Below are 13,379 nucleotides of genomic sequence, written 5' to 3'. Positions count from 1 at the left end.
AACTTTAAAGAAGTTTCTTTTTTATTGTCTTTTTTATAAAAATTCTTTGAAAAGAGATGACGTATTATGAAAGAAAAAACATTAATGATTAAACCACCAATTTCAAGAATGGGAGGAAAGTCAAAGTTAAGAAAAACTATAATAGAGAAATTACCACCTCATACTTGTTATGTAGAATTATTTTTTGGTGCAGGATGGATTTATTTTGCTAAAAGTCCATCTAAAGTAGAGGTTATAAATGATGTAGACAAAGAGTTAATTAATCTATTTAAAATGATAAAATACCATTCACCAGAAATAGAAAGGTTACTAGAATATGAGTTTTCAGGACGAGATATTTTTGAAGAATATAAAAACTATACTATTGAGAGTTTAACAGAAATACAAAGAGCTATTAGATTTCTGTATCTAATAAATTTTAGTTTTGCCAGTAAAGGTGGAAACTATGGATATAGTACAAGTAGAAAACCAACACAAGAAATTTTCAAGAGTAGATTAAAAGAAATTAGAGAAAGATTATCTAATACTTATGTGGAAAATCTTTCATTTGAAAAGATAATAGAAAAATATGATAGAGAACATACAGTATTTTTCGCAGACCCACCATATTTTGAAACTGCAGGTTATGAAGCAGAGTTTGGTGAAAAAGAGCATTTAATATTATTAGAAAAATTAAAGAATTTAAAAGGTAAGTTTATATTAACAATAAATGACCATCCAAAAGTAAGGGAGTGGTATAAAGATTTTAATATAGAAGAAGTAGAAGTTAATTATTCTATATCAAAATCTGAAAGTGGAAGAAGAAAGTTTAATGAACTTATCATAACAAATTTTTAAAATGATATTTAGGCAATAAAATGTGGATTAATTAAAATCCTTTTTTTATTGCCTTAAATTATATAAAAATAAAAAATGGAGAGTGATTTTAATGTACATCAATCAATCAAACATAAAATTTAATGGATTAAAATATGGGAATAATCCTAATAAAATTATTATTCATAATGCAGATCATCCTAACTGCAGCGTATATGACATAGATAAATGGCATAAAGGAAATGGATGGAGTGGCATAGGGTATCATTATTTTATTAGAAAAGATGGTTCTATATGGACAGGTAGACCAGAAAATGCAATAGGAGCTCATACAATAGGTCAAAATAGTTCAAGTATAGGGATTTGCTTAGAGGGTGCTTTAATGAGAGAAAAACCAACTAGAGCTCAATTAAATTCTATTTATGAGTTAATTGCAGATGTAAGAAAAAGAAGAGGCAATTTACCTGTGTATGGACATAAGGATTTTAATAATACAGATTGCCCAGGAAAGAACTTCCCATTAAGTGAATTTAAAAACAATTCATACAGACCAACTGGCGTAAGTTCTGAAACTGTAGTATCAGAAAATGGATTCTATACAAGTAATGAAGAAAGAACGAATGCCACTATAGTAGGAGTAGGAGATATAGAGGTTTTAGATGAAAAAGGTAAAGTTATTCAAGGGAGACATATATCAAGTTTAGACAGAGTTTTTGTACTAGGTATATACCCATCAAGAAATCATATAGAACTTATTTATCCAGGAAAAGATGAAAAATATCATGCGTATATTTCTATAGAAAACTATAGTAGATTAAGTTTTGATTATCACATGCAATATAAGAATGATGATGGTGTTACGTACGTATGGTGGGATTCAAAAAATGTCAATGTAAAAGAGCATGATGAAGAATTACAACCACATCAAAAAGCTTCACCAATGTATAGGACTGGTGGTTGGCTAAGAATAACATTCTACAGAGAAGATGGCACACCTTCCGATGGTTATGTCCGTTACGAAGGAGAACAAAAAGAAAGATTTTATAGAAAAGGTAAAGTAGTAAATGTTAGAACTTCTTTAACTGTAAGATCAGGAGCAGGAACTAACTATTCAGCTATAGGAAGTTTAGAGCCTAATGAAAATGTAGATATATTAGGAAAGGCAGAAGGTTGGTACTACATAGAATACAATACTTCTAATGGAAAGAAAAAAGGATATGTAAGTGAAAAATATATTGAAACAATTCAATAAAATGGTATAATGAAGATGTATTTTATACATTAATTCACTTATTAAATTAGGAAGGGAGAGTTAGATTAATTTCTAACTCTCCTTTTTTAGTTTAAATAAGTATAAAAGCATAAGTGGTTTTAAACACCTTTATCAACGCTTAGTCATTTAACTATACAACCATTAATAGTTTATTTAAAATTGCAAATAATATTCATACAATTATGATACTTTTTTTATTTACAATAATGTTATATAATGTTAATTGAAATTTATAGAATAATAGGGAGGATGTATGAAAAAGATAATTTCGATTTTTTTAAGTTTATTAGTAGTGGGGACTTTGTTTTCGGGATGTGGAAGTACGAAAAACAATAATAATCAAACAGAAAAGAAAAATGAAAATTCTATAGTGAGTGGTGAGGAAAATTCTATAGTGAGTCAAAATGAATTGAGTCAGGACGAAAAAGCGGTTTATAAAGAAAAAGCAAAGAAGGCTTTGGAAGGATTAGAAGTAAATGATTTAACGATATTAACTCAAAATGAATCTAAACAACCTATAGTATCAGTTCAAGTGGTTTTTAATGGAACTAAAGAGGGGGTAAATAAAAATGAGGTAGAAAAATTTATAAAAGATATAAAGGGAAGAATAGAACCTGTTTCGAAATTATATGATATTTCAATATTAGATAAAAACAATCAACTAATAGCTATGGCTGGAGATGAAAGTAAAGGAGAAACAACCTTTTTGGAATAATGAATTGTTGTTACATATTTAAATTAATGTTATAATTAAAGTGATAGAAACTTATCAAACTCCAATAATTTAGAGAACAAGAAAAAGGTTGGATTAGATCCAACCTTTTTCTATTTCAGGAAATAGAAAAATTATATTTATTACCAACATAAATTAAATTCAATATATTTATGTATCAGAGAAAATTTTTATTTATTTTTATTTTAGTAATATTGAAATAAAATATATGTTAATATAAATATATTTTTTTATTATACATACTTATATAAATAAAATGCAAATTAATAACTGGATAAAATAGAAATAGTTAGAAGTATATTTGTTGATATTTTTTGAAAAAATGATATAATATCGACATAGTAGTTTTATTAAACGCTATAACCCTGTCAATCAAATTTTAACAGTAAGAAGGTTGGAGTAGTTCCAACCTTCTTTTAATTTCCTTCCAAGAATGAATCTATAGATTATTATTCCTACCACAAAGAAAACTCTAGTAATAATTTAGGCATATAAATTACCTTTTGAAATTCAATTTTAAAAACTAAAAGATTAAATAGTAAAATTAGGATTTTTTTTTAATTATGTGTGTATAAATTGAATAGCTTTGTGTTAATAAAGTGTAAAAAATGATTGTGAAATGTTGAACTTTTTGTGATATGTAGTATATTCTTTAAATGTAATTTTTTGTAGAAAGGAGAGGGAATATGGAAAATACTAAAGAAGAAAGTAATAGTATGCTAATAATTTTAATTATTACAGTTATAGTATTTATTTTATTTGGGTTATATTTTACAGAATGTGAAAAGCGTATTACGAAAGAAAATAAAATTAAAAGTGAAATAGAATCAGAAATAATTACTGATAATGAAGCAGTTATTACGAATAATTATCTTTTTGAAAAAGAGGTGTTTGATTATGAAAAATAAAAAGATTTTAAGCATAATAATGGTTTTAGCAATAGTTTTTTCTAATTTATTTGTTAGTTGCTCAGATACTAGCAAAGCTCAAGAGGAAAAAATAAAGGTAGGACAACAAGCAAAAAATGAAGAAGAAGCTAAGGTTGACGCTGAAGAGGAAAGAAAATCTAAGAATGAAAAAGAAGTAGAGCAACAAAATAGTAGTGATAATACTTCAACAGAGTTAAGTAGCGAGAGTAAAGTAAAGCTAGTAGTAAAAGATTTAATGAGTGGTGATGGAAAAACAAAACTAAATGGACAGTATGCTATAGGATATTATTATTCAGATTTAAGTGATGATGATTTAGTAAAAATATTTAATGAGCAGATAAAAAATAAGAAATTGAATTATGCATCACTTGTAGATGGAAGAGATAAAAATAAGGGGTATGTATTTTCAACTAGCGGAATTTTTGATTTTGGAACTGTTGATAAAACAGGTGGGATAACTAAATCAGAAAAAACGGGAGAAGTAACAGAAAATTCAGTGATATATTATTAATTATATTTTAAAATAATTTAAAAAAGAGGAGTTTAGAAATGAAGAGTAAAAAGTTTTCAAGTATAATAATGGCTTTATTAATAGCCTTTTCAAGTTCTTTTATTAGTTGTTCAGACACTAGCAAAGCTCAAGAGGAAAAAATAAAGGCAGAGCAACAAGCAAAAATTGAAGAAGAAGCTAAAGTAAAAGCAGAAGAAGAAGAAGCTAGAATAAAAGCTGAGGAAGAAGCAAAGGCAAAAGCGGAAGAAGAGGCTAGAATAAAGGCTGAAGAAGAAGCAAAAGCTAAGGCAGAAGAGGAAGCTAGAATAAAAGCTGAGGAAGAGGCAAAGGCGAAAGCAGAAGAGGAAGCTAGAATAAAGGCTCAAGAAGAGGCAAAAGCAAATGCAGAAGCTGAGAAGAAGGCACAACAACAAACAACTAAAAGTAGCAATAATAGCTCATCAAATGGAGCTAATAATGAAACTAAAGTAGGACAAACTGTATATCTTACAGCAACAGGAAAAAAATATCACTCAAAAGCTAAGTGTGGTAATACAAAAACAAGTTGGCAAACTGATATAAATGATGCTAAAAGCCAAGGATATACAGCTTGCTCAAAGTGTTTTTAAAATAGTTACAGTTTAAAACCACCACGAGTTCCAGGTGGAACAGTTATGGCATCATTAGGTTTAATAATTAGTGTGTTAGCCTTTGATGAGGCTGGAACAGCTCTTATGCTAACAATATTTGCTCTTCAAGATAGTTTTGGAACAGCATGTAATGTAACTGGTGATGGAGCAATAGCTCTTATGTTAACAGGTATAGCGAAGAAAAGGAATTTATAAGAAAAAAAGGTGTACTTTTATAGTACGCCTTTTTATTTTTAAGTAAATAATAGAAAATCTCTATGAAGTTAAGGATGTATAAATGATTACCTAAATTAGTATTGATATAATATACTAAAATTTATTGCTATAAAAGGAAAAAATAATAATTTGTAGAACTAATAGTAAAAATGAAATATTAATTATAGGGTGGGATATTTATGAGAAAAATAAGTATAGCTGTTATTGGGGCTGGATCAAGAGGAAGATTTGCTTATTCTTCATATGCTTTAAAATATAAAGAAGAGGTTGAGATTATTGCAATTGCAGAACCTAATGAAGAAAGAAGAAATTTATTTGTTAAGGAACATGGGATAAAGAATGAATTTGTTTTTAATACTTGGGAGGATATGTTAAATAGAGATAGATTAGCAGATGGTATTATAATAGCGAATAATGATGAAGGACATTTTGAACCAACAAAGATAGCTTTAGAAAAGGGATATAATATTTTATTGGAAAAACCAATGTCAAACTCATTAGATGAAGTTATAAAGCTAGGAGAACTAGCAAAAATATATGATGATAGAGTATTTATGGTATGTCACGTTTTAAGATATACTCCTTTTTTTGAAGCTTTAAAAAACATAATAGATAGTGGACGACTTGGAAGGCTTATTAATATTCAGCATAATGAAAATATAGGTTATTGGCATTTTGCTCATAGCTTTACAAGAGGAAATTGGAGAAATTCTGATGAAACATCTCCATTAATTTTAGCTAAAAGTTGTCATGACATGGATATATTATTATGGCTAACTGGAGCTAAGTGTAAATCGATAGCTTCTTTTGGTCACTTAACGTATTTTAAAGAAGAAAATTTTAAAATGAATATGGAAAATAGGTGTTTAGATTGTAAAGTTGAAAAGAATTGCCCTTACTCTGCCAAAAAATTATATTTAGGAGAAAAACCTGTATTTACTTCAGTTGTACATCCTAATCCTACTAAAGAAAACTTAGAAAGAGCCTTAAGAGAAGGACCATATGGAAGGTGTGTTTATAGATGTGATAACAATGTTGTGGATCACATGGTTACAATACTTGATTTTGATAATGAAGTAACTGCAACATTTAATTTATCTGCATTTACAAAGGATATTCATAGAACTATAAAATTAATGTTTACAGAAGGTGAAGTTGGTGGAAATGATATAAAAAATATTATTGAAATTAAAAAGTTTGTAAGTGATGAAATAGAAACTATAATACCCCAAAAGGTTGAGGGAGGTCATCTTGGAGGAGATATTGGTATTATGAGAGATTTTATAAAGGCAATAAGAGAGGAAAATATAAATACTAGAACTTCAGCATTAAGAAGCATAGAAAGTCATATTATGGCCTTTGCCGCTGAGGAATCTAGATTAACAAGAGGCATTGTTGATATAGACAGATTTTTTAATTTAAAGTAAAATAAAAAATTTTAAAAGTCAGCTAAATTTTAAGCTGGCTTTTTTCTTAATAAACTTACAAATAATTCCTGAAAATTCACAAAAATACAGAATTTGACTAAAATAAATAGTAAGAGAGTTTATAAATAAGTTTATATTTTCATTATTATTTATAGAATTTAACTTTAGAAAATGAAGGTGAATATGAATTTGTTTATACTAGTTTTATATTTATGAAAGGAGGTAATTATCAGCTTAAAAGAGGTTGATAAGTAATTATGCTAAGCAGAGTTAATAAAATAAATAATCGTACAGTTGCTGCTTTAGGAATAAAAAGTTTAGATGAAAATTTAGAGAAAAGTATAGTTAATATAATAAATTGTAATTCAGAATATATTATTTTAGGATGCAGTGAAATTCCTTTTACAGAAAGAATTTTGAAAGCTTTAAATAATGCTAATTGTCCTAAGATTTTAATACTTCCCTTTAACTATAGATTTAGAAATCAAAGAGAGGTAGTTAATGAAATAAAATTAATGAAAAATTTTTCTGAAAATAATATAGCAATTATATTAAATTCAGTAAATGATGCTAATTTTATTTTAACTGATAAAATTTGTTATATATCTTCAGGAAGCTTAAACAATAATGGCATAGCAAACAATGTAAATTCCTATGAGATAATGAACAAAAAGGATTGTAATTATAAATTATGGGAATCAGAAATCTTTGATTTTATAAATAAAGAAATAATAAATTATAGGAGTAATGATCAAAGAGAGCAAATAGAATACATTTTAAAGGAACTGAAAAAAAGATTGTTTATCAATATTTCTAACAGTTCCAATATATTAAATGAGGAGTATATTTATATTCTTCTAGATATATTAAATAGCATAGATAGGTTTATTATGATAGGAACTGATGTTTATCAATATTTTGACAGAGATTTTTTAGATATAATAAAGGGTAATAAAAAAATATTAGCCAAAATAAATTCCATAAGAAATGAATTATTTAGAATACTGTTAAACATCAATGAAGGAAAGAATGATATTAATACCAAAATTTTTAATTGTTTAAAAAATGAATTTTTAATTCTTTTAGAAGAATTAGAGGAGTTAATAAATTTAAGAGAAAATAAATATCATAATTCTATTATGCCATGGAGAAAAGAGAGAAGTATAATCTCATTTTTATCAGCTAATAATACAATTAATAATTCTTTGATTAGTGAGTTCTATGAAAGAATTATTTTAAATTATGAAAGGTAGAAAGAGTGATAAAAATGAATAATAATATAAAGAATAAATTTGCACTAGGAAATTATACAAAGGGAGCAGTTAAAAGTTTTGAAAAGAAAATAGTTAGTCAAAGGGATTATTTAGAAAAGATAAAGAAAAATAAATAAGTGTTTACTCTAATAAACAATAATAATTAATTTATTATTGTTTATTTTTTTATAAGTATATTTTTAGCTTATAATATAAATATAAAACTTAATTATAGTATTATTCTAGAATTTACTATAAAAATAGTATAAGTTTTTGACAAGAGGTGATAAAACATGTGGAAGAAACAAATTATGTATCTTAAAATGTTTTTGATAGTGGTAATTTCTATACTAATATTTGTTTTATTATTTGGAAAGGAAAATCTTTTTATTGGATTAGCCGCTGTTATTACAGTTACTACAATGTTTGGAGAGGATTATACAATAAATCCAATACATCATACATTATACTTTATTGGAGTTGAACTTTTTGTAGGTTTAGGAGCATATTTTGCAGGGGTAAATCCTATTTTAGGAGCTATAATGACTTTAATTGTATCATTCTTTATATACTTTGCTTTTACTTATGATACAAAGCCTACTAAAGCCTTAGGATTTATACAGTTATATTTATTTTTGTTATATGAACCAGTTACAACTAGCGAATTACCAAAAAGAGTATTTGCTTTGGTTTTTGGTGGTATAGTCATAATGACACTTTACTATATATTAGCTAGATATAATTTTAATAATATATTTAACAAATCAATAAAAGGGTGTATTAATTCATTAATTGAAAACTTAAATGAATTGATAAATACTGGTTGTATAGAAAAAAATAATAGTGAAAAGGTAGCTTTAATGATTAAAGAACTTGAGATAAAGGTCCATGAAAGATTGGAATTAGATAAAAATCAAGTTTATTCTATATATTCAAAAGATTTAATAGTAGTTTTTCTAAAGAGAGTATCAAGTCTTTCATCTGAAGCTATGAAGAGAGATGTTAATAAGGAACTCATTAAAAAGACCATTGAATTACTTAAAAATGTGCAAGACTTTATAGAGGATGGAAATAAGGAAGAGTTAAAAAATATACTAAATGAATATTATAATTATTTAGATTCTTTCAAATTAAGAGATGATTTAGATAGATATAGCTATTACAATGCTAAATTAAGCGTAAAGGAATTTTTACAAGGACTTAATGTGAAAGAAAATCAGATTGAAAGCTATTCAAATTATATTGCAAATTTTTTAAAAGCTTTAAAATCTAATTCAAATAATTTTAGAAAAAGCTTAAACATAAGATCACTAAGATTTAATTTGGCAGTAAAAGCAGCCATAACATTGGCTTTTTCAGTATTTATAGTAAATTACTTTGAAATTTTTCAAGGTAAGTGGGCATTATTCACTATTTCCCTATTATTAATTCCATATGCGGAACAAAGTAATAAGAAGGCAAAGGCAAGGGTTGTGGGAACTATAATAGGAGCAATTTTATTTAATGTAATTTTTTATTTTATTCAGTCAAATGTAATACTTATATTTGCTTTTATAGTTGTTTGTATATACTTAAGTATGTCTGTTGTTTCTTATAAAATTAGATGTATATTTATAACATTAAATGCATTATTAATGGCTGGGGTAATGGATCCATCACATACTCCCTATTATGTGCTAAGTGAATACAGAGTATTTTTTATATTAATAGCATCTATAATTGTTGCTATAGTAATGAATTATATTTTCCCTTATAAAATGAAGGATGAAACTAATAAAGCAATAAAATTATATGTTTATTTAAATGAGAGAATACTAGATGGTTTAATAGAAGAAAATTCAGATAAGGAAAAATTAGTATTATCTTTTTTTGAAAGTTATAGAATATGGAAGAAGATAAATTATAACAATAAAGAGATAAAATCAGATCAAATTAAAGAATTATTGATATTGCAAAATGATTTTGTATCAGATGTAAACTTCTTAATAAAAAGCCCTATGATACATAATAATAAAAGCTTATTAAAAAAGAGCTTTGAAGACTTTAAAAATTATACTAAGAAAAAAGACTTTGAAGATTTAGCAATAGAGGATTTAGAGAAGGCAAAAACAGAAGAAGAGAGATTAATACTTGTATTGCTTTATAAACTTTTCTATGTGGTAAAAGAGATGGGAAAGTTAAGTGATTTAATATGTAAAGAATAAAAATGGCATATATATAAAACTTACAAACATATTCCGAGAATTACTAGATTTCGCTAAGAATTTATAATTATTACTCCGAAGATATTACTAAAACTTCGAAACTTAAGTGAAAGTCCAAATTTCTAATTTGGGTACTTGAACTTATGCAATCGAACTTTGTGAGATTGTATTCCTAAGAATTTAAAAGTCTCAGTTTTTTACGTAATATCTTCTCCATAATAATTTAAATTCTAAAGCTCATCTAGATATTCTCTTCATACTGTTTGTAAGTTTTATAAAAAGTTATTCTGATACAGCCTTTTTTATTCTTCTGGTAAAGTTAAATCGCAGGTTGAAAGCATATTAAGGGTTTCATTTACATCATGCTTAACTCCAGCAAGGATTACTAAGTCATTTTCCTCTAGAGTTGTATTAGCATTAGGCATAAACTCATGGTCATCTCTTACCATTGAGAAAATCCTACAGCCTGTAGGTAACTTACAATCCTTTAAGGCTTTACCTATATACCATTGGCTACTAACAAGTACTTCACGTATTATTATTTTTTCATCTTCCTCTACAGTATCATTAGTATCACCATGAAGTGCAATTAATTTTTCAAATAGTATTGGGAAGAAGATACAAGTTATTACTGTGGTAACTACGAAAGCAGAGTAGTCTGCAGCAGTTATGTATCCTAAATTCAATGCCATTTGAGAACCAACTATAACTAAACTAAGCTGAGCTGTTAATAACATAGATGCTGCTAAGGAATTTCTCTTTCCATATTTCTTTTTTAGTAAAAGTGATGGAATGAATTTTACTAAGAAGAAAATTAGTATAAACAAAGGTATTTTAGCAATTGATTGAGGATTTTCAACAACTGCCTTTAAATCAACATTAACTCCCACCATTATAAAAAATATAGGAATTAAAAAACCATACCCAACCACATCTAATTGGTGAGAAATTTCTTCTTTGGCTTTTCCAACTATTAATGAAAATACCATACCAGCTAAGAATGAGCCTAGAATTATCTCAGAGTCTACTTTTTCAGCCACAGCAACAAGTACCAAAACAAGAACAAAGGCACCTCTTACGCTAAGGTGAAGGTTTTTAAAGGCAATAGTAGAAAAATCATGAACTTTAAATATAATCTTTGATAAGAAATATACTACTATAGCCACTGCAAATATTATTAAGAAAGTAAAACTCTTTAAGGTAATACCATTTACTGCAACAGAGGCCACAAAGGTAACACCTATTAAACTTACTAATTGAGTTATTATTCCAAAAACAAGTAAAGTTTGACCATAGCTACTATTTATTATGTGTTTTGTTTTTAAAATAGGTACAAGTAATCCTGGGGCAGCAGCCGTAAATAGTAGTGCAAAGAATAGATAACCTTCTGAAATACCTGCAAATTTTAATGTAAATGATAAAATTATAGCTGTTATTATAGACACAATAAACATCTTTATACTAGTGAATAACTTAGAATCTTTTAAAAGTTCTCCTTCTTTAGGTTTAAGCTCATCAAAGTCTATAGCAAGACCACTTAAAAACATTAAATAAGCTAATCCTAAGTTTGATAAAAATAAAATCCAAATATCTGGTTTAATTATGTTTAAAAAACTTTTACCCAATAATATACCTATAAATATTTCCCCTACTTGATAAGGGATATTTACTCTTTTTAGTCTTGAAACTAAAAATGGAGTAAAAAAGGCTACTACAGATAAGATTAACAATGAATCATAATTTATAGTTTCATTCATAAATAAATCCTCTCTTTTCTTTAGTATTTTATATTAAATTTAAATAACTAAGTTCATATATAAGGATTTTTTCTCTTGAGTCATATTCATACTTATTAGGAATCTTTATTTCCTTCTTTAAAGAAAATGGAGTGTAGTTTTCTAAATAGTATATGTAATCATCAGAGGGATAATAAAGTATAATATCTACTGGTCTCTCATGATTAGATACAGAATCAAGAATATTTCCAACAACTTTTATAAATATTTGTTCTGAAAATGGATTAAAAAAATAAAATTTATTATCCTTTGAATCTATAGGATACCTTTCAGCAAAACAATTTATAAAATTTAATTTATCTTCCTTAACTTTATTTTGTGATAAATAAGATTTTTTATTTCCTAAGCATTCATTAAAAAAGAAGTTATTCATCTCTATTCCTGTAACTTTAATATTTAAAAAGTAATTTAAATAGAAGTTAAGTCTTCCTTTACCACAGCCAAAATCGATTAAGGAATCTTCTTTAGAAAATTCATAGTGAGAACACATAGCTTCTAATACATCATAAGAGGTAGGTTCATATCTATTGTAATGTAGAGATTCATTAAATATTTTTTGTTCTCCAGAAGTTTTTATGTTTAGTAATTTTTCAAAATATTGTTCTTTCATTTTCTCCTCTTTCATAAAAATTTAGTATTTAAATTTACAATTATCAGTATAGTATTTTACCTTAAATAGGGCAAGTTAAAATTTAGGGTGAGGAATTCTTAGTTAATTGAAAATACTTTATGTAAATTAAACGAAAGAAGAGATAATAGATTTATAGAATGGAAATCTAATGTTGGTCAAATTTTTATAATTAGATACAATAGTAAATGAATGTTTAAATACATAGGAGGAGTTTTAATGAGAAGCAATTATCATACACATAAAAAGATCCATAGAATGCGAGTATTTCCCAGACTTCGGATGGCTTTATGAAGAGCTAAAGGATAAATATAAGGCAGATTATTTAGCTTTAGGAGTACATTTCTTCCCTTATAAAGGAGAATGGGTGTATGTTGGAACAATAGAATTAACGCCAGAAATACTAATGATTTATGCTGATTTTGTAGTGGAAGCAATTAAGAGTGGATATTTTTCATATTTAGCACATCCAGATTTATTTGGAATGACATATAAAAATTGGGATGTGCATGCAGAAGAGGCCTCAAAGAGAATTTTAAAAGCTGCTGAAGAAATGAATATGCCTATAGAGATAAATGTAAATGGAATGAGAAAAAATAAAATTCCTTATAATAATGGAGAAAGATATCAATATCCAATAAAAGAGTTTTGGGAATTATCTAAGGAATATAATGTTAAAAGAATAGTCGGAATTGATGCCCATAATCCAGAAGAAATGCATGATTTAGATATGGGGTTAAACTTTGCTAAAGAACATGATTTAACTATTATAGATAGATTAGAATTTAATAAATAAAAAAATAGGAGCTTAACTAAGCTCCTATTTTTTATTTATATGTTGTTTTACTTGATGGCTCATTGGATTCATATGGAGTATTTTCATTAGCTTTATTTTTAATTTTTTCATTATAATTATTTGAACATGGTGATATAGAATCAGTTTTATGTTTTTTACAGTTTTTAC

12 protein-coding genes and 2 pseudogenes are annotated in these 13,379 nt (G+C 26.5%); 12 read left to right on the top strand and 2 right to left on the bottom strand.

The annotated features are described in order from the left end of the window. The first annotated feature begins 84 nt into the window (after positions 1–84). The 11 genes and pseudogenes from QP548_RS06505 (at position 85) to QP548_RS06455 (ending at position 9,991) form a co-directional block, all read left to right on the top strand. Positions 85–837 (top strand): DNA adenine methylase, encoded by a 753-nt coding sequence (locus QP548_RS06505; protein WP_061429434.1) that lies wholly within the window; start codon positions 85–87, stop codon positions 835–837. 91 nt (positions 838–928) lie between these two features. After that, entirely contained in the window at positions 929–2,068 is a 1,140-nt protein-coding gene (locus tag QP548_RS06500) for an N-acetylmuramoyl-L-alanine amidase (protein ID WP_061427607.1), read from the top strand. Between the two features lie 274 nt (positions 2,069–2,342). Beyond that, positions 2,343–2,804, top strand: a complete 462-nt coding sequence (locus QP548_RS06495) for a hypothetical protein (protein ID WP_061427609.1) — start codon at positions 2,343–2,345, stop codon at positions 2,802–2,804. A 704-nt stretch (positions 2,805–3,508) separates the two neighbouring features. Further along, on the top strand, positions 3,509–3,730 hold the full coding sequence (locus QP548_RS06490) for a hypothetical protein (protein WP_061427611.1): 222 nt from the start codon (positions 3,509–3,511) through the stop codon (positions 3,728–3,730). After that, positions 3,720–4,262 carry a hypothetical protein gene (locus QP548_RS06485; protein WP_061427613.1) on the top strand — a complete coding sequence of 181 codons (543 nt, stop codon included), beginning with the start codon at positions 3,720–3,722 and terminating at the stop codon, positions 4,260–4,262. The genes QP548_RS06490 and QP548_RS06485 overlap by 11 nt, the downstream gene beginning before the upstream one ends. Positions 4,263–4,300: 38 nt before the next feature. Continuing rightward, on the top strand, positions 4,301–4,870 hold the full coding sequence (locus QP548_RS06480) for a hypothetical protein (RefSeq protein ID WP_061427615.1): 570 nt from the start codon (positions 4,301–4,303) through the stop codon (positions 4,868–4,870). A gap of 21 nt (positions 4,871–4,891) precedes the next feature. Then, positions 4,892–5,086 (top strand): annotated as a pseudogene (locus tag QP548_RS06475) (cation:dicarboxylate symporter family transporter); the annotation flags it as partial. Between the two features lie 200 nt (positions 5,087–5,286). Beyond that, on the top strand, positions 5,287–6,534 hold the full coding sequence (locus QP548_RS06470) for a Gfo/Idh/MocA family protein (protein WP_061427617.1): 1,248 nt from the start codon (positions 5,287–5,289) through the stop codon (positions 6,532–6,534). A gap of 257 nt (positions 6,535–6,791) precedes the next feature. Next, complete coding sequence (locus QP548_RS06465; RefSeq protein ID WP_061427619.1) at positions 6,792–7,787, top strand: hypothetical protein; 996 nt, start codon at positions 6,792–6,794, stop codon at positions 7,785–7,787. Between the two features lie 14 nt (positions 7,788–7,801). Continuing rightward, the gene (locus QP548_RS06460) at positions 7,802–7,924 is read left to right on the top strand and encodes a hypothetical protein (RefSeq protein WP_257722258.1); all 123 of its coding nucleotides are present in this window, start codon (positions 7,802–7,804) and stop codon (positions 7,922–7,924) included. A 156-nt stretch (positions 7,925–8,080) separates the two neighbouring features. Continuing rightward, positions 8,081–9,991, top strand: coding sequence for an FUSC family protein (locus tag QP548_RS06455; RefSeq protein ID WP_061427621.1), 1,911 nt, complete (start codon positions 8,081–8,083; stop codon positions 9,989–9,991). A 302-nt stretch (positions 9,992–10,293) separates the two neighbouring features. Here the strand turns inward: QP548_RS06455 and QP548_RS06450 are convergent, their stop codons facing one another. Beyond that, entirely contained in the window at positions 10,294–11,748 is a 1,455-nt protein-coding gene (locus QP548_RS06450) for a cation:proton antiporter (protein ID WP_057257757.1), read from the bottom strand. Between the two features lie 28 nt (positions 11,749–11,776). Beyond that, positions 11,777–12,397: a methyltransferase gene (locus QP548_RS06445; RefSeq protein WP_003456410.1), complete on the bottom strand. Its 621-nt coding sequence runs from the start codon at positions 12,395–12,397 to the stop codon at positions 11,777–11,779. A 253-nt stretch (positions 12,398–12,650) separates the two neighbouring features. Between QP548_RS06445 and QP548_RS06440 the strand changes: the two are divergent. Further along, positions 12,651–13,211 (top strand): annotated as a pseudogene (locus tag QP548_RS06440) (histidinol-phosphatase); the annotation flags it as partial. Positions 13,212–13,379 lie beyond the last annotated feature (168 nt).

Source organism: Clostridium sp. UMB9555A (genome assembly GCF_030222355.1).
Taxonomy (GTDB): Bacteria; Bacillota; Clostridia; order Clostridiales; family Clostridiaceae; genus Sarcina; species Sarcina perfringens.
This window is presented reverse-complemented; position numbering and strand designations above follow the sequence as displayed.